The organism is Sediminimonas sp. (assembly GCF_024637375.1).
Taxonomy (GTDB): domain Bacteria; phylum Pseudomonadota; class Alphaproteobacteria; order Rhodobacterales; family Rhodobacteraceae; genus Sediminimonas.
The window spans coordinates 1-16,788 of sequence record NZ_JAGXFK010000059.1; the positions used below are offsets into that span (position 1 = coordinate 1).

A 16,788-nucleotide genomic window follows, 5' to 3' on the forward strand; every position below is an offset into this window, starting at 1 on the left:
CCCAAGCACCTGGATGAAAAGGTGGCGCGCCTGCACCTCGACAAGATCGGCGTGAAACTCACCGAAATGACCCCCGACCAGGCCGCCTATATCGGCGTCAGCCCGAACGGACCCTTCAAACCAGATCACTACAGGTATTGAAGCGCGATGGCGGGGCGGTGCAATTGTGCTTTGCGCCCCGCCTGGCCGGCGTTACCCTGAGCGGCATACAAGCCGCGATATTCTCGCAAATCAATTCGGCAGCCTGCCGACATGACGGGAGTTATTGAATGGGACGCCGAGACGACCTAATCGCAACTTACGCGGACGACCTGCGCAACAAATGCGGGATCGAGCCCGACATGGACCTTCTGACCAAGGTGACCATCGGCTGCGGCCCGGCGATCTACAGCGCGGATACCGCGACCGTGGCGATGTCGCAGCCGCATGAACTGAAGACCGTCAAGGAAAACTTCCTGATCCGGAAGCTCGGCCTGCGCGACGGGCCGGAACTGATGGATGCGATCAACCAGGTTCTGGAAATCTACGGGTCTGATGAACGCAGCAAGTACCGCGCAGTGGTCTACTACATGCTGACCAGGCATTTCGGCCGGGAATCGGTTTTCCGCTAAGCGTGACCGACGGGCGCGCGAGGCGTGCTTCGGACCGGAATTGAAACGCATTCTAACCATTCGCCGTTTGCCGGTGCTGTGCCCATGCGCTAGCGTATGACTCATCACGGCCAGGACGGCCGGAGCCGATTTCCAGATACACGTGTGGTGCGTAGGGAGCACGAGGCCAACGCCATCGAGTTCGTGATCAGTGGGGAGGTGGAGGGTTCCGGCGCTTTGGCGGGGCCCTCCACGCTGTTTTCAGGTATCGCCGTGCGGCGCCGCGCGAGCCGCGCCAGGTTTCAGGACCCGGGCCGAAGCCCCGCCATTTCAGAAATGGCTGCCCACTCGGCGGGACGGACGGGTTGGACGGAAAGCCGCGGGCTTCTGACCAGCGCCATCCCGGAAAGCCGCGGGTCAGCCTTGATCATGTCCAGCGTGACGGGCGTCTTGACCGAACAGACGGCCTTGATATCGACGCACTCCCAACGCGGGTCGTCGGTGGTGCTGTCGGGATGGGATTCGGTGATCACCTCGACAATGCCGACGATCGCCTTTTCCTTTTGCGAGTGGTAGAAAAAACCGCGATCCCCGAGTGACATATCGCGCATGAAGTTGCGTGCCTGGTAGTTGCGCACGCCGTCCCACTCTTCACCCGCATCGCCCTTGGCGAGTTGATCCTGCCAGCTCCAGTTGCCGGGCTCGGACTTGAACAACCAGTAGCGCATCAGCCGATGACTTTTTTCCAGGCGACGATCTCGACCGATTCGAACAACCCGGCCCTGGCGTAAGGGTCTTGCGCCGCCCACGCCTGTGCGGCGTCCATATCGGCGACATCGAGAATGACCAACGAGCCGATCATCCCCCCGTCATCGTCCAGAAGCGGGCCGGCCTGAGCGACCACGCCGGTTTCGTCGATATAGGCGAGATGCGCCTCGCGGTTGGCCTTGCGGACATCAAGCGCGCCCGCCTTGTCGCGCGCGATGAGGGCGTAAAGCATTCATTCCTCCTTGAGTGGTCGTGACAGCAGCATTTCCATCGCCTCGGGCAGTTGCAGGTGACCATCGAGCATGGCGACCACCGCGGCGGTGATGGGCATGTCGATGCCCATTTTCCGGGCGCTTTCGAGAACCGCGCGCGCGGTGGCGACGCCCTCGACGGTGAGCGACTCGTCGAGCTTGTCCCGGCGTCCCAAAGCGTGGCCGAAACGCAGGTTTCGGGACTTTTCCGACGTGCATGTCAACACGAGATCACCAAAGCCCGACAGCCCCGACAACGTCTCCGGTCGAGCGCCGAGTTCCAGTGCCATGCGCTGCATCTCGGCGTAGCCGCGGGTCATGAGGGCAGCGCGCGCGCTGTCGCCCAACCCGGCGCCGATCACAGCGCCCGCCGCGATAGCCATGACGTTCTTGAGGGCCCCGCCGAAGGCCGCTCCGATGGTATCTGCTGTGCGGTATATGCGCAGATTGGGGCGTGTCAGGCACTGTTGCAGATGTTTTCCGGCGGGATGATCGGCGCATGCGAGCGTCAGCGCGGTCGGCAGTCCGCGGGCGATATCGGCGGCAAAGCTGGGCCCTGTTAGAATCGCGTGCGTTGTATCGGGCAGCACATCGGCCAGCACCGACGTTGCGGTTTGGCCGGTTTCCAGCTCGATCCCCTTGCAACAGGCGACAAGGGCGTGCCCGGACAGGCGCGCCGCGTGGGTGCAGACAACGCTGCGCAACTGCTGCATCGGAATCGACAGTAGAACCGGCGATTCCGGTGCAATAGTGTCCAGATCCGATGAGACCGTGATGCTGTCGGGCAGCGATATCCCGGGCAGGTGGCGCGCGTTCTCGCGTCTGATCTGCATGTCCCTGGTTTGTGCGGAGTCGCGCCCCCACAGGAAAACCCGGGTGCCGTCCGACCCAAGTGCCACGGCCAGTGCCGTTCCGAAAGCGCCTGCTCCGACGACAACGATCATGCCTTCGCCCCCTTGCGGCCACTGCCCAGAATAGGCGCGCTGCGCTGATCGAGCGGCCAGCGCGACCGGGCCACAACCTCCGGCTCGCCGCGGTGGCCTTCGCGATACTGTTCCAGCGCACAATAGGCGATCATTGCGGCGTTGTCAGTGCATAGGCGCAGCGGTGGCGCCACGAAGCGGCAGCTGTTGTCATGCGCGACCTGTTCGAGCGCGGTGCGGATGGAGCGGTTCGCCGCGACCCCGCCGGCCACCGCGATGACGGCATCGGACGGCGCTTCGTTCAGGTAGATGCCGATGGCGCGGCGGCTCTTTTCAGCCAGCACATCGGCGACGGCTGCCTGGAACCCGGCGCACAGATCGGCGCGATCGCGCAACGTCAGGCCCGATTTCTCGGCCACGATGCGGTCGCGCGCCCGAAGAAGGGCGGTTTTCAGCCCCGAAAACGACATGTCGCATCCCGGCTTGTTCAAAAGCGGGCGCGGAAACGCAAAGCGGCCCGGGTCGCCCGCCCGCGCGGCGTCTTCCACCGCCGGGCCGCCGGGCTGCGGCAGGCCCAGCAGGCGCGCGGTCTTGTCGAAGGCCTCTCCGGGGGCATCGTCAATCGTGCCGCCCAGGCGCAAGAAATCGCTCACCCCCCGTACTATCAAGAACTGGCAATGCCCGCCCGAGACCAGCAGCATCAAGTAGGGATAGCGCAATTGATCGGTCAATCGCGGTGTCAGCGCGTGCCCAGCCAGGTGGTTGACCCCGATCAGCGGCAAGCCGGCGCCGGTTGCGATGCCGCGGGCACACATAACCCCCGACAGGACGCCGCCGATCAGGCCCGGCCCGGCGGTAACCGCGACGGCATCGATCCGGTCGAGGGATACCCCGGCCTCGTCCAGTGCCTGCGCGGCGCAGATATCCAGCTTTTCGGCATGCGCGCGGGCGGCGATTTCGGGCACGACGCCGCCATAGGCCGCGTGCAACTGTGCCTGATCGAAAACCACCGACGACAAGATTCGAGCGGGCGCATCCCCGTCCTGGCGCAGAACCGCGGCGGCGGTGTCGTCGCAACTGCTTTCCAGCCCCAGGATCGTTACGCTGCTGCCCATGGCCGATTGCCTCTGTTCGTCGCCAAACACGTTGCAAGATTGCAACGCAGCAGCTACCACCGCGGGGATGTTCAGGCAATCCCGGTTGGTCGCATGACCGCAACCATCCTTCTCACCCGGCCGCGTGCCGCCTCCGAGCGGATGCGCAAAGATCTGCAGGCGCGAAACCTGCACCTGTCCGTTTCCCCCTTGATAGAGCCTGAATTCGTCGCGCAGCCGCCGGACTTGCGCGGCATCAAGGGCGTGGTCTTTACGGCGCGCACGGCGGTCGAGGCGTTCGCTGCCCTTTGCCCGGCCGCGCGGTTGCCTGCCTACGCGGTCGGCGACGCCACCGCAGACGCGGCGCGGCAAGCCGGCCTGTGCGTGGTGTCGGCTGGCGGCGATGCAGATGCGCTTGTCCGGCGGATCCTTGCCGACGGGGTGCGGGGCCCGCTGTTGCACTTGCGCGGAGAGCATGCGCGCGGCGCAGTCGCACAGCGCCTGAGCCGGGCCGGCTGTCCGACGCGCGAGGCGGTGCTTTACCACCAGAAGGCGCAGCCGTTCACGCCGGAAGCACGGGCGCTTCTTGACGGCCATGAGCCTGTTCTCGTGCCTTTGTTTTCGCCCCGCACCGCGACGATTTTTTCACGACAGCATCGCGGACAGGCGCCGTTGTTCATCGCGGCGATGAGTCCGCAAGTGGCCGAAGCGGTCATGGTGCCGCGTCGGCGGCTGGTTGTGGCCGAACACCCGTCGATGACAGCGATGGTGTCGGCGCTTGATGAACTCTTGGATGCAGCGCGCGATCTTGAGGACCGGCGATCTGCACAGTAAGGTCACGGTCAGGCGTGTTGAACGCCCACAGATTCGAAAGGGTGGTTACGGGTGAGCAACAAGAAACCGAGCTCTGACGACGCGGCACCGCAGACCGGTGATGCGAAAGATGCGGCAGACCGTGGAGAGCAACCCGAAACCCGGCCTGAAATACCGCCCGAGCAACGCGAAACCGGTACCGAAGACGCAGCGGACGAGTCGCTCACGCAGCCGGGCCCGGACACACCCGACCGGTCGGATACGTCGGCAGAGGAACGCCCTGACGAAGCGAAATCGGTCGCGCCCGAAGACGGCGCGCAGGATGTAGCCGAGAACCCCGAGAAACCCGCCGAGTCGGAATTGCCCACGCCGGAAGACACCGGCGGGGCGCAACCCGTGCACCAGCAAGACGAACCGCCCGCCGACCCGACGATGCCGGATCACGAGAGTGAACCGCCCGCCGACCCGGTCGCCGGGACGCAACACCGCGAACCCGCGAACCCACCCGCGCGGCGCGGTGGCGGTGCCTGGGCGCTGCTTCTGGGCGGTGCCGTGGTGGCGGCGCTGGGCTTTGCCGCCGGGAATTATGCGATTCCCGATCCGCGGCTCGATGCGCTGCGCGGCGATCTGTCGGACCAGCAACAAGCCGTGTCGGCCCTGCGCGACACTGTCGCCGAATTGCAGCAGCGTGATCCGGCGCCGCAGGACGGGCGCGTGGACGATCTGGCCGACACCATCGAGGCCGCAGATGCGCGCACCGACACTGTATCGCAAAGCGTCGATGACCTGAAATCGCGCCTGTCCGCGCTCTCTGATCGCCTGGAGGCGGTCGAGAACCGCCCCATCCCGGCACCAGACAGCGGCGAGGCCGATGCTGCCAGTCGTGCCGAACTCGCCGCCCTGCGCGAGGCGCTGGCCGCGCAGCGCGAAGAGATCGACAAGCTGGCCGAAAAGGCAGCCCAGCGCGAAGCTGCGGCCGAGGTGACGGCGCAGCACGCGATGACGCGCGCGGCGCTCAGCCGTATCGATGCCGCGCTCGATGCCGGCACCGGCTTTGCCCCGGCGCTGGCCGATCTGCGCGCCGCCGGCGTGGACGTTTCCGGCGACCTGGTGGCGGTGGCCGAAGACGGGGTCGAGACGTATAGCAGCCTGCAATCCCGGTTTCCCGATCTGGCACGCGAGGCGCTGGCCGCGGCACGGTCCACCGGCGCCGACGGGCCCCAGGGCGACGTGATGGCGTTCCTGCGTGCGCAGTTGGGCCTGCGCTCGCTGGAGCCGCGCCCTGGCGACGACCCCGACGCCGTTCTGTCGCGGGCCGAGGCCGCGCTGCGCGACGGCCGGCTGACCGATACGCTGGCCGAAATCGAACAACTGCCCGAGCCTGCGCGCGTCGTATTGTCGGACTGGGTCGGCGACGTCGTCGCGCGCCGCAACGCCGTTGCCGCCGCCGAAGCGTTGGCGCAAGAGCTGAACTCGAACTGAGGATTGCCGGAATGCTTTGGGCGCTGATAAAGATTGTTGTTTTCGTCATTCTGGTGGCCGCGGCGGCGACCGGGGCTGCGTACCTTCTGGATCTGGAAGGCGGCGTGCGCGTCGCCTTTGCCGGGATCGAGGTGAACCTGACGCCGCTCAACGCGGTCATTGCATTGGTGCTTTTGGTGCTGGCGGTGTGGCTGTTTCTGAAATTGGCGGCGCTTCTGGTGGCGGTGCTGCACTTCATCAACGGTGACGAAACGGCGATTTCGCGCTATTTCGACCGCAACCGCGAGCGCAAGGGATACCAGGCGCTGTCGGAGGCCATGCTGGCGCTGGCTTCGGGCGAGGGGCGGCTGGCGATGGCCAAGGCCACCAAGGCCGAGAAATTCCTCGCCAAGCCCGAACTGACCAACCTGCTGACGGCGCAGGCGGCCGAGCTTTCGGGCGATCACCACAAGGCTGAAACCGTCTACAAGCGCCTTCTGGCCGATGACAAGACGCGTTTTGTCGGCGTGCGCGGGATCATGAAACAAAAGTTGGCCAACGGCGATACCGACACGGCGCTGAAGCTGGCGCAAAAGGCCTTTGCCATAAAGCCGCGCCATACCGAGACACAGGATATCCTGCTCAAGCTTCAGGCGGACAAGCACGATTGGAAAGGCGCGCGCGAGACGTTGAGCGCCAAGCTGAAAAGCGGCGCGCTGCCGCGCGACGTCTACCGGCGCCGCGATGCGGTTCTGGCGTTGTCGGAGGCGCGCGACGTCATGGACGAGGGCAAGACAATCGAGGCGCGCGAAGCCGCGATCGAGGCCAATCGCCTGTCGCCCGACCTGGTGCCGGCAACCTGTCTGGCGGCGCGCAGCTATATCGAGAACGGCAAATCACGGTTGGCCGCCCGGGTGCTGAAAAAAACCTGGGCCGTGCACCCGCACCCTGACCTTGCCGGGGCCTATGCCGACATCGCGCCCGATGAATCGCCCGAAGAGCGGCTCAAGCGGTTCGCCAAGCTGATCAAGACCAACCCGGATCACCGCGAAAGCCGGCTATTGCAGGCCGAGCTGTACATCGCCGCCGAAGACTTCCCCGCCGCGCGCCGTGCCCTGGGCGACATCCCCGAGACGACGCCGGATGCGCGGGCGCTGACGATCATGGCCGCGATCGAGCGTGGCGAGGGGGCAAGCGACGCGGTTGTGGAGGGCTGGCTCACCCGTGCGCTGGCAGCGCCGCGCGGCCCGCAATGGGTGTGCGACAATTGCCACAACATCCACCGCGAATGGGTTCCGGTCTGCGAGAACTGCCACAGCTTTGACACGCTGAGCTGGCGCACTCCCCCGGCGCCCCATATCGTGGCGCCGACCGGGGTCGAGATGCTGCCGCTGATCGTCGCGCCGCACGGCGCCGCGGACGCGGGCGATACCGGCGACGAGGCTGCCTTGGAGGACGACCCCGACGCGCAGAACACGCCTGTCGCCGAGGCCGAGATCGTCCCCCCCGAAGAGGACATGCCCGAAACCGGAACCGGGAAAAAATAGGGCTTTTCCATCCCGATAGCCGGTGCTATAGCCCCGCCCCACGGAGCCGGTGTAGCTCAGCTGGTAGAGCACGTCATTCGTAATGATGGGGTCGTAGGTTCGAGTCCTATCACCGGCACCAGTTCCCTTCTTGCAGGATGATCCGTCATGCCGCGCATCGCGGGTGTGACTCTTGGGGTCGCAAACTGTTTCAGCATGTTTCAACCGTTGGCTGTACCCGCGTCGTATCGAGCCGGGCAAGTGTTTGAAATTCCAAGAAATCAGCGGAATTCTGCCTTGAGGCCGCAGTTTCTGAAAGGCGCTGGCGACGCGGCTCTTGGAGCGCGGCGTGCGGTGCATTAACACCTTGGTAATGATTTCTGCGATGGCATTTTCAGGTGATGGAGGTTGCGATGGTCCGCAAGGTTTTTGGTACCGATGGTGTGCGCGGTGAGGCAAACACCTACCCAATGACCGCCGAGATGGCGCTCAGGCTCGGCGCGGCGGCCGGGCGGTTTTTTCGCCGCGACCACTCCAACGGTCACCGCGTGGTGATCGGCAAGGATACGCGGCTGTCGGGTTACATGATCGAGAACGCGCTGACGGCCGGCCTGACCTCGACGGGCATGAACGTTCTCTTGCTGGGGCCGGTGCCGACGCCGGCGGTCGGGTTCCTGACGCGGTCGATGCGAGCCGATCTCGGCGTGATGATCTCGGCCAGCCACAACCCGCATCAGGACAACGGCATCAAGTTCTTCGGTCCCGACGGTTTCAAGCTGTGTGACGCCGCCGAGCACGAGATCGAGCAGTTCCTCGCCGACGAGATCAAACCCGCAGAGCCCGGCAATATCGGCCGCGCGCGCCGCATCGACGACGCCGGCGGCCGGTACGTGGAATATGCCAAGACGACCTTCCCGCGGCGCAAGCGCCTGACCGGGCTCAAGGTGGTTGTGGATTGCGCCAACGGGGCGGCCTACAAGGTGGCGCCCCAGGTTCTATGGGAACTGGGGGCCGAGGTGGTGACTCTCGGCGTTGCGCCTGACGGCACCAACATCAACAGCGAATGCGGCTCGACCCGACCCGAGGCCGCGGCGCGGCTGGTGCGTGAAAGCGGCGCCGACCTTGGCTTGTGCCTGGATGGCGATGCCGACCGCCTGATTGCGCTGGATGAAACCGGCCATGTCGCCGATGGCGATCAGATCATGGCGCTGTTCGCCGGGCTCTGGGCCGATGCGGGGCGTCTTGCCAACGGGACGCTGGTGACAACGGTGATGTCGAACCTCGGGCTGGAGCGCTTTATGCACGGTCGCGGCCTTGCGCTGGAACGCACAAAGGTGGGCGATCGTTATGTCGTAGAGCGGATGCGCGAAGGCGGATTCAACCTCGGCGGCGAGCAATCGGGCCATATCGTGATGACCGATTTCACCACCACTGGCGACGGCCTGATCGCCGGGTTGCAGTTGCTCGCCGCAATGGTGGAGACCGGCAAGCAGGCAAGCGCGCTTTTGGATAATTTCACGCCTGTGCCGCAGCACCTGGAAAACCTGACCATCGACGCCGGCGCGGCGCCGCTGGCCTCTGACATGGTACGCGGGGTAATCGCCGAGCAGGAAAAGCGCCTTGCAGGGATGGGGCGGCTGGTGATCCGACCTTCCGGAACCGAGCCCCTGATCCGGGTCATGGTCGAATGCGAGGACGAGGCGCTGATGCATGAGGTTGTCGAGATCGTGTCCGAAGCGATACGCGACGACGCGACATCCGCCGCCCTGTCGGCCTGAGCGTCCTGCCGGGCTTGGCAACGCAGACCCGAGAGACTAACACCATTGCACCGAAGCCGAGGCGAAGTTCCCGCATGTCCCTGTCATTGATCATTCTTGCCGCCGGACGCGGCACCCGCATGGTGTCGGACCTGCCGAAGGTGCTGCACGAGGTGGCAGACCTGCCGCTGGTCGGGCATGCGATGGCGGCCGGCGCAGCGCTGCGCCCGGAGCGTTGCGTCGTCGTTACCGGCCATGGCGCCGACCGGGTGGCAAGCTGCGTGCAGGCGCTGAACCCCGAGGTGCGGCTCGCCCATCAGGCTGAACAGAAGGGCACCGCGCACGCCGTGGCGCAGGCTGGCGCGGCGCTTGACGGGTTTTCCGGCGATGCCATCGTTCTGTACGGCGACACCCCGTTTATCCGGCCCGAAACCCTGCAAGCCATGCAAGCGCGGCGCCGGACCGGCGCAGACGTTGTGGTTCTGGGTTTCGAGGCTGCCGAGCCGGGCCGCTACGGCCGCCTGATTGTCGAGGATGGCAGCCTGACCCGTATCGTCGAGGCAAAGGACGCGACCGAGGCCGAACTGGCGGTGCGGCTGTGCAACTCGGGCGTGATCTGCGCCGATTGGGCTACCATGCGCGCCTTGATTGATCGGGTCGGCAACGACAACGCAAGCAAGGAATATTACCTGACCGACATCATCGGCCTGGCCGCGTCTGACGGCCTGCACTGCGTTGTCGAGCAGTGCGACGAGGCCGAGACGATGGGCATCAATTCACGCGCCGAACTGGCCCGCGCCGAGGCGACATTCCAGGCCGCGGCGCGCACGCAGGCAATGGCCGAGGGGGCGACCTTGACCGCCCCCGACACCGTGTTCCTGTCTCATGACACGCGGCTTGGCCACGATGTCACGATCGAGCCGCACGTCGTGCTTGGCCCCGGCGTAACGGTCGCCGATGGCGCCCGGCTGCGCGCTTTCAGCCACCTGGAAGGGTGCGAGGTGGGTTCCGGTGCGGTCGTCGGGCCCTATGCGCGGGTGCGGCCCGGCACGCGCGTGGGCGCGGGGGCGCGCATCGGTAATTTCGTGGAAACCAAGAGCGCCAACCTGGGCAAAGGCGCCAAGATCAACCACTTGTCGTATATCGGCGATGCGGAGATCGGCGCCGATGCCAATATCGGCGCCGGGACCATCACCTGTAATTACGATGGCGTCTTCAAGCATCGCACCGAGGTCGGCGCCGGTGCCTTCATCGGCACCAATACCGCCCTGGTTGCGCCGGTCGCGGTGGGTGCGGGAGCGATGACAGCAGCCGGGTCCGTGATCACCGCGGACGTGCCCGATGGCGCGCTGGGGATCGCGCGTGCGCAGCAGGTGAACAAGCCCGGATTGGCACGCCGGCTGCGCGAGAAATTGCTGGCGCTCAAGGCGAAGCTGGCGGCGAATGACAATATTTCATCGGATGGATAAATCATGTGCGGAATAGTCGGCGTTCTGGGGCGGCATCAGGCCGCGCCGATCCTTGTCGAAGGGTTGAAGATGCTCGAATACCGGGGCTACGACAGTGCCGGGATCGCAACGGTGAACGATGGCCGGCTGGACCGGCGCCGCGCCATGGGCAAGCTGGTGAATCTGTCGGATTTGCTGGTACACGAGCCGCTGTCGGGCACCGCCGGGATCGGCCATACGCGCTGGGCCACCCACGGCGCTGCCAACATGGGCAACGCCCACCCCCACGCGCGCGGGCGCGTCGCGGTGGTACATAACGGCATCATCGAGAACTTCCGCGAGCTGCGCGCCTTCCTGTCGCAGCATCAGGTGACACCCGAAACCGACACCGACACCGAAACCGTGGCGATGCTGTGCAACTGGCATCTCGACCAGGGGCTCGACCCGGTCGAGGCGGCCAAGGCCACGGTGGCCCGTCTCGAAGGGGCCTATGCGCTGTGTTTCCTGTTCGACGGCGAAGAGGACCTGATCGTTGCCGCGCGCAAGGGCAGCCCGCTGGCAGTTGGGTGGGGCGAGAACGAGATGTACGTGGGATCGGACGCGCTGGCGCTGGCGCCGATGACCGACGAGATCACCTACCTCGAAGAGGGCGACATCGCGATCGTGCGGCGCAGCGGCGCCGCGTTCCTTGACGCCGATCAACACCCGGTCGAGCGCCCGCGCAAACGCGTGCGCGTCAACGCAAGGGCGGCCGACAAGGGCGGATACAAGCATTTCATGGCCAAGGAGATCGCCGAGCAGCCCCTCGTTCTGGGCGAGGCGCTGGAATACTACCTGCGCGACCAGGACGGGCGCGAGTTGTTGCGTGACAGCGTCGATTTCACCGGAATCGACCGCGTCGTGATCGTGGCGTGCGGAACCGCGGCGCTGGCCGGCGCGGTGGCGAAATACTGGTTCGAACGACTGGCCGACCTGCCGGTGGAGGTGGATATCGCGTCGGAGTTCCGTTACCGCGAGCCGCCGGTATCCAAGGCCACCATGGCGGTATTCGTCAGCCAGTCGGGCGAGACCGCCGACACCCTGGCGGCGCTGCGGTATTGCGTCGGTAAGGCGGCGCGGATCGTGTCGATCGTGAATGTGCCCGAAAGCTCGATCGCACGGGAAAGCGATGTCACCCTGCCGATCCTGGCCGGGCCCGAGATCGGCGTTGCCTCGACCAAGGCGTTCACCTGCCAGCTGACCGTGCTGGCGGTCATGGCACTGCACGCCGCGCAGCAGCGCGGTACGCAGACCCCCGACCGCATCGAGGCGCTGGAGGCGCAGTTGCGCCATGTGCCCGGCATGGTGAGCGAGGCGATGCGCTGCGAGCCGCAGATTCAGGCGATCAGCGCCCAGTTGGCACGCCGGCGCGATGCGCTGTTCCTTGGCCGCGGGGCAATGTACCCGCTGGCGCTGGAGGGGGCGCTGAAGCTCAAGGAGATCAGCTATATCCATGCCGAGGGCTATGCCAGCGGCGAGTTGAAACACGGCCCCATCGCGCTGATAGACGAGGACATGCCGGTCGTGGTCATGGCCCCCTTTGACGCGCTGTTCGACAAGACCGTGTCGAACATGCACGAGGTCATGGCGCGCGGCGGGCAGATCCTGATGATCTCGGACGCGCGCGGCCTGCATGAGGCAGGCGAAGACCTGTGGAACGGGGTCGAGATGCCCACCTTCGACAGCATTTTCGCGCCCATCGTCTATGCCGTACCGGTGCAGTTGCTGGCCTATCACACCGCGGTGGAAAAGGGCACCGATGTGGATCAGCCGCGCAACCTGGCCAAGTCGGTCACGGTGGAATAGCGCGCCGTGATGAGCAAGTGGAGCATCGCCGGGATCCGATCCATAGCTGCACGGTGCCTGCGCAACCGGCGGATGATTCGCCTAGTCGCGGTGGTCTGGGCCCTGGCGTTGGCGGTCGTGATGCTGCTGCCGTCTGACTCTCTGCCCCAGGCCCCCGGCGGCGACAAGTTGCATCACCTGGTTTCATTTGCCGTTCTGGGGTGCATCGTGGCGCTTGGCTGTCCCCACAGGTTGATCGTGGCGATCGGCTTCGCGGCGATTTACGGCGCCGTGCTGGAGTTCTTGCAACCCCTGACGGGGCGCAATGCCGAACTGGGCGACGTCATCGCCGACGTTTCCGGCGCGGTTCTGGGCGTGGGGCTGGCGTTGTTGCTGATCCGCGTGGTGGCGCAAGCCAGACCTGGATCTACCAACTGATTGCCGGGCGGGAGTGGGCCACCAACATGAACCTGATCAAGCCCGCCGTGGACAAGGTCGGCCAACATCGACAGCACCATGCGTGCGCCATTGAATTGTCGGCGCGTGATTTCCGGCCGACAATGCAGGTGGACAGCAGCCACCGCCCGAGATAGGACGCGCGATCATGGCCAAGCCGAAAGAGTCGACCAATTACAAAGTGATTGCGGAAAACCGCCGGGCGCGGTTCGACTATGCGATCGAAGAGGATCTCGAATGCGGGATCATCCTCGAAGGCTCCGAGGTGAAATCGCTGCGCCAGGGCGGTGCCAACATCGCCGAAAGCTATGCCGCCGTCGAGGATGGCGAGTTGTGGCTGATTAACAGCCACATCCCGCAATACGAACAGGCCAGGACTTTCAAGCACGAGGAACGCCGCCGCCGCAAGCTTTTGGCCTCGCGCAAGGAGCTGGCGCGACTGTGGAACGCCACGCAGCGCAAGGGGCTGACGCTGGTGCCGCTGGTGCTGTATTTCAACCATCGTGGTATCGCCAAGATCAAGATCGGTGTCGCCAAAGGCAAGAAGACGCACGACAAGCGCGAAACGGCCGCCAAGCGCGACTGGAACCGCCAGAAGCAGCGCCTGCTGAAGGATCACGGGTAAGGGTGCGCGCCCCCCCGTCGCGCGCGACTCCCCCCGGGGTGTTTCGGGCAAGATGAAATTGCGCCATGTCCGCGGGCGGGCCGGACTTGCCCTTGAGTGCCCCCCGATGTAGGCAAGGATGAACGCAATAACGGGGGTCCGAATGGCGCATGACGATCCGAGAACGATGGTTTCGACCGACTGGTTGGCCGCGCATATCAAGGATCCCGATCTGCGGATCCTGGATGCGACCTGGTTCATGCCCGACGATGGCCGCGATGCACGGGCGGAATACCGGGCCTGCCACATTCCGGGGGCGCGGTTCTTCGACATCGACGAGATCAGCGATCACCGGTCGGACCTGCCGCACATGGTGCCGCCGGTCGAGAAATTCATGTCGCGGTTGCGGGCGATGGGCGTGGGCGATGGTCACCAGGTGGTGGTCTACGATGCGCTGGGGCTGTTTTCGGCGGCGCGGGTGTGGTGGCTGTTCCGGCTCATGGGCCAGCCCGACATCGCGGTACTCGACGGTGGCCTGCCGAAATGGGTGGCCGAGGGGCGCGAGGTGGAAGATCTGCCGCCGATGGTGCGCGACCGCCACATGACGGTGCGCCGTCAGAACCAAATGGTCAGGGATGTCACGCAGGTCGCCGCCGCTTCGAAACTGGGCGATCACGAGATCCTCGATGCGCGCTCGCCGGGCCGCTTCACGGGCCGCGAGGACGAGCCGCGCCCCGGTCTGCGCAAGGGCCATGTGCCGGGATCACGCAACGTGCACTACCGGGATTTGCTGAACGCCGACGGCACCATGAAATCGCCCGAAGACCTGCGCGCCATGTTCGATGCCGCCGGTGTCGACCTGGGCAAGCCCGCCATCACCACCTGCGGGTCGGGCGTGACCGCTGCGATCATCAACCTTGCGCTGGAACGCATCGGCAAGACCGATCATTCGCTTTATGACGGGTCATGGGCGGAATGGGGCGCCTTCCCCACCGTGCCTGTCGCTACTGGAGACACCTGAGATGTTCGCAAACCTGCACGAACAACCCGCCGACAAGATCCTGCAACTGATGCAGAAGTTCAAGGACGACCCGCGCGAGGACAAGATCGACCTCGGGGTGGGTGTCTACAAGAACGCCGAGGGCGTGACCCCGGTGATGCGCGCCGTGAAAGCCGCCGAGAAACAGCTTTGGCAGGACCAGACGACCAAGGCCTATGTCGGGCTGGCGGGTGACCCGGCCTTCGGCGATGCGATGGTCGATCTGGTGCTGGGCGATGCGGTGGATCGTGCCCAGGTGGCCGCCGCGGCCACGCCGGGCGGCACCGGCGCGGTGCGCCAGGCGTTCGAGGCGATCCGCATGGCCAACCCCGATGCGCGCATCTTCGTATCCGATCCGACATGGCCCAACCACCTGAGCATCCTCAAGTTCATGGAGATGCCCACGCTCAGCTACCGCTATTTCGACAGCGCCACCGGCGGTGTCGATTTCGACGGCATGATGGCCGACCTGGAACAGGTGCAGGCGGGCGACGTGATTCTGCTGCACGGCTGCTGCCACAACCCCACCGGCGCCAACCTCAACCTGACGCAGTGGCAAGAGGTCATCGACCTGATGCTGAAGAAGGGCGCGATGCCGATGATCGACATCGCCTACCAGGGCTTTGGCGACGGGTTGGAGGAAGACGCCAAAGCTACGCGGCTGGTGGCCTCGATGGTGCCCGAATGCCTGATCGCGGCAAGCTGTTCCAAGAATTTCGGCGTCTACCGCGAACGCACCGGTATCCTGATGGCGGTGGCGCACGACACCGGCTTGCGGGGGTTGACGCAGGGTACGCTGAACTACTTGAATCGGCAGAACTATTCCTTTCCCCCAGATCACGGCGCGCGGGTGGTGACGATGATCCTGCGCGACGATGCGCTGCGTGCCGACTGGGCGGCGGAACTGGAGGATGTGCGCAACTCGATGCTGGGCCTGCGCGAGCAACTGGCCGATGAATTGAGGCGGCTGTCGGGGTCCGACCGGTTCGGATTCATCGCGCAGCACCGTGGCATGTTCTCGCGGCTGGGTACGACGCCCGACAAGGTGGAAGAGCTGCGCGAGAAGCACGCGATCTACATGGTGGGTGATTCGCGGTTGAATATCGCGGGGCTGAACCGCGACACCGTGCCAATCCTCGCCAAGGCGATCATCGACTGCGGGATTTGATGGGCACCAGCAGAAGCAGCGGTTCTCAAGGGGCGCGCCCGTGAGATTCCTGCAAGCGGCGGTTCAGAGCAGCCCGGCGTGGCGCAGGCCGGCGTCGAGCCGGGCCTTGGTGTCATCGCTCGGTTCGACAAGCGGCAGGCGCACCTCGGCGCTGCACAGCCCCAGCCGTGACATGGCGTATTTCACGCCCACCACGCCCGGTTCGGTGAACACCGCGTCGTGCAACGGCATCAGCCGGTCGAGCAACTCCAGCGCCTTTGTGTAGTCGCCTTCCAGCGTGGCGGCCTGGAACTCGGCGCACAGGCGCGGCGCCACGTTGGCGGTGACGGAAATGCAGCCCACCCCGCCATGCGCGTTGAAGCCCAGGGCTGTGGCGTCCTCGCCCGAAAGCTGGACGAAATCGGGGCCACAGGTGATGCGGGTGCGCGGCACGCGGGCCAGGTCGCCGGTGGCGTCCTTGACACCCGCGATACGCGGCAGTTTGGCCAGTTCGCCCATGGTGTCGGGGCTCATGTCGATGACCGAGCGGCCGGGGATGTTGTAGATGATGATCGGCAGGTTGCAGGCGTCATGCACGGCCTTGAAATGGGCGTAAAGCCCGGCCTGCGTGGGCTTGTTGTAATAGGGTGTCACGACAAGCGCGGCGTCTGCGCCCACCTCTTCGGCGTGGCGGATCAGGCGGATGCCTTCATGGGTGCTGTTCGACCCGGCGCCGGCGATCACCGGGATACGCCCGGCGGCGGCCTTGACCACCTCTTCGACGACGCGCTCGTGCTCGCGGTGGCTGAGCGTGGGGCTCTCGCCCGTGGTGCCCACCGGGACCAGCCCCGACGACCCTTCGGCGACGTGCCAGTTCACCAGCTTGTGCAGCGTCTCCAGATCCAGCTCGCCGTTCGTGAACGGCGTTACCAGTGCGGGAATGGACCCTTTGAACATAACACGCTCCCTTGATCGTTCGTCTTGCCGGCGCGCCATGTGCGCCCCGGTATTGCGCAGCCTGCCGCCGACCCGGTGGCTTGGGCAAGTTCGTGAATTGCCGCGCCCCCGGTGCGCGGGTAATCTGGCG

At 65.6% G+C, this 16,788-nt stretch carries 17 protein-coding genes and 1 tRNA gene; 13 read left to right on the forward strand and 5 right to left on the reverse strand.

What is annotated here, in order from left to right; all coding sequences use genetic code 11:
- Both Q0L89_RS09780 and Q0L89_RS09785 read left to right on the forward strand, forming a co-directional pair.
- Positions 1-141: adenosylhomocysteinase (locus tag Q0L89_RS09780; RefSeq protein ID WP_296764494.1), on the forward strand; the 141-nt coding region annotated here is incomplete at its 5' end.
- Between the two features lie 128 nt (positions 142-269).
- Entirely contained in the window at positions 270-611 is a 342-nt protein-coding gene (locus Q0L89_RS09785; RefSeq protein ID WP_296764409.1) for a DUF2853 family protein, read from the forward strand.
- Positions 612-892: 281 nt separating this feature from the next.
- Here the strand turns inward: Q0L89_RS09785 and Q0L89_RS09790 are convergent, their stop codons facing one another.
- The 4 genes from Q0L89_RS09790 to tsaD are packed head-to-tail and all read right to left on the reverse strand — an operon-like array spanning position 893 to position 3,647.
- Positions 893-1,318: an EVE domain-containing protein gene (locus tag Q0L89_RS09790; RefSeq protein ID WP_296764411.1), complete on the reverse strand. Its 426-nt coding sequence runs from the start codon at positions 1,316-1,318 to the stop codon at positions 893-895.
- On the reverse strand, positions 1,318-1,590 hold the full coding sequence (locus Q0L89_RS09795) for a YciI family protein (RefSeq protein WP_296764414.1): 273 nt from the start codon (positions 1,588-1,590) through the stop codon (positions 1,318-1,320). The genes Q0L89_RS09790 and Q0L89_RS09795 overlap by 1 nt, the downstream gene beginning before the upstream one ends.
- On the reverse strand, positions 1,591-2,553 hold the full coding sequence (locus Q0L89_RS09800; protein ID WP_296764415.1) for an NAD(P)H-dependent glycerol-3-phosphate dehydrogenase: 963 nt from the start codon (positions 2,551-2,553) through the stop codon (positions 1,591-1,593).
- Positions 2,550-3,647, reverse strand: coding sequence for a tRNA (adenosine(37)-N6)-threonylcarbamoyltransferase complex transferase subunit TsaD (gene tsaD / locus Q0L89_RS09805; protein WP_296764418.1), 1,098 nt, complete (start codon positions 3,645-3,647; stop codon positions 2,550-2,552). The genes Q0L89_RS09800 and tsaD overlap by 4 nt, the downstream gene beginning before the upstream one ends.
- Positions 3,648-3,740: 93 nt before the next feature.
- Between tsaD and Q0L89_RS09810 the strand changes: the two genes are divergently transcribed.
- The 11 genes from Q0L89_RS09810 (at position 3,741) to Q0L89_RS09860 (ending at position 15,722) form a co-directional block, all read left to right on the forward strand.
- The gene (locus tag Q0L89_RS09810) at positions 3,741-4,460 is read left to right on the forward strand and encodes a uroporphyrinogen-III synthase (protein ID WP_296764419.1); all 720 of its coding nucleotides are present in this window, start codon (positions 3,741-3,743) and stop codon (positions 4,458-4,460) included.
- Positions 4,461-4,511: 51 nt separating this feature from the next.
- Complete coding sequence (locus Q0L89_RS09815; RefSeq protein WP_296764421.1) at positions 4,512-5,921, forward strand: hypothetical protein; 1,410 nt, start codon at positions 4,512-4,514, stop codon at positions 5,919-5,921.
- Between the two features lie 11 nt (positions 5,922-5,932).
- Positions 5,933-7,447 (forward strand): heme biosynthesis HemY N-terminal domain-containing protein, encoded by a 1,515-nt coding sequence (locus Q0L89_RS09820; protein ID WP_296764423.1) that lies wholly within the window; start codon positions 5,933-5,935, stop codon positions 7,445-7,447.
- 45 nt (positions 7,448-7,492) lie between these two features.
- Positions 7,493-7,568 (forward strand) — tRNA-Thr (locus Q0L89_RS09825).
- Positions 7,569-7,839: 271 nt separating this feature from the next.
- Positions 7,840-9,204 carry a phosphoglucosamine mutase gene (gene glmM, locus Q0L89_RS09830; protein WP_296764425.1) on the forward strand — a complete coding sequence of 455 codons (1,365 nt, stop codon included), beginning with the start codon at positions 7,840-7,842 and terminating at the stop codon, positions 9,202-9,204.
- A 74-nt stretch (positions 9,205-9,278) separates the two neighbouring features.
- A complete protein-coding gene (gene glmU / locus Q0L89_RS09835; protein ID WP_296764427.1) occupies positions 9,279-10,652 on the forward strand; it encodes a bifunctional UDP-N-acetylglucosamine diphosphorylase/glucosamine-1-phosphate N-acetyltransferase GlmU in 1,374 nt (457 codons plus the stop codon).
- 3 nt (positions 10,653-10,655) lie between these two features.
- Positions 10,656-12,476 (forward strand): glutamine--fructose-6-phosphate transaminase (isomerizing), encoded by a 1,821-nt coding sequence (glmS, locus tag Q0L89_RS09840; protein WP_296764429.1) that lies wholly within the window; start codon positions 10,656-10,658, stop codon positions 12,474-12,476.
- A 72-nt stretch (positions 12,477-12,548) separates the two neighbouring features.
- Positions 12,549-12,893, forward strand: coding sequence for a VanZ family protein (locus Q0L89_RS09845; RefSeq protein WP_296764431.1), 345 nt, complete (start codon positions 12,549-12,551; stop codon positions 12,891-12,893).
- A gap of 166 nt (positions 12,894-13,059) precedes the next feature.
- Positions 13,060-13,536, forward strand: coding sequence for an SsrA-binding protein SmpB (smpB, locus tag Q0L89_RS09850; protein ID WP_296764433.1), 477 nt, complete (start codon positions 13,060-13,062; stop codon positions 13,534-13,536).
- A 142-nt stretch (positions 13,537-13,678) separates the two neighbouring features.
- The gene (sseA, locus tag Q0L89_RS09855; RefSeq protein ID WP_296764435.1) at positions 13,679-14,536 is read left to right on the forward strand and encodes a 3-mercaptopyruvate sulfurtransferase; all 858 of its coding nucleotides are present in this window, start codon (positions 13,679-13,681) and stop codon (positions 14,534-14,536) included.
- A 1-nt stretch (position 14,537) separates the two neighbouring features.
- On the forward strand, positions 14,538-15,722 hold the full coding sequence (locus tag Q0L89_RS09860; RefSeq protein WP_296764437.1) for an amino acid aminotransferase: 1,185 nt from the start codon (positions 14,538-14,540) through the stop codon (positions 15,720-15,722).
- Between the two features lie 63 nt (positions 15,723-15,785).
- On the opposite strand, the gene dapA is transcribed toward Q0L89_RS09860, so the two are convergent.
- Positions 15,786-16,658 (reverse strand): 4-hydroxy-tetrahydrodipicolinate synthase, encoded by an 873-nt coding sequence (dapA, locus tag Q0L89_RS09865; RefSeq protein WP_296764439.1) that lies wholly within the window; start codon positions 16,656-16,658, stop codon positions 15,786-15,788.
- Positions 16,659-16,788: the final 130 nt, after the last annotated feature.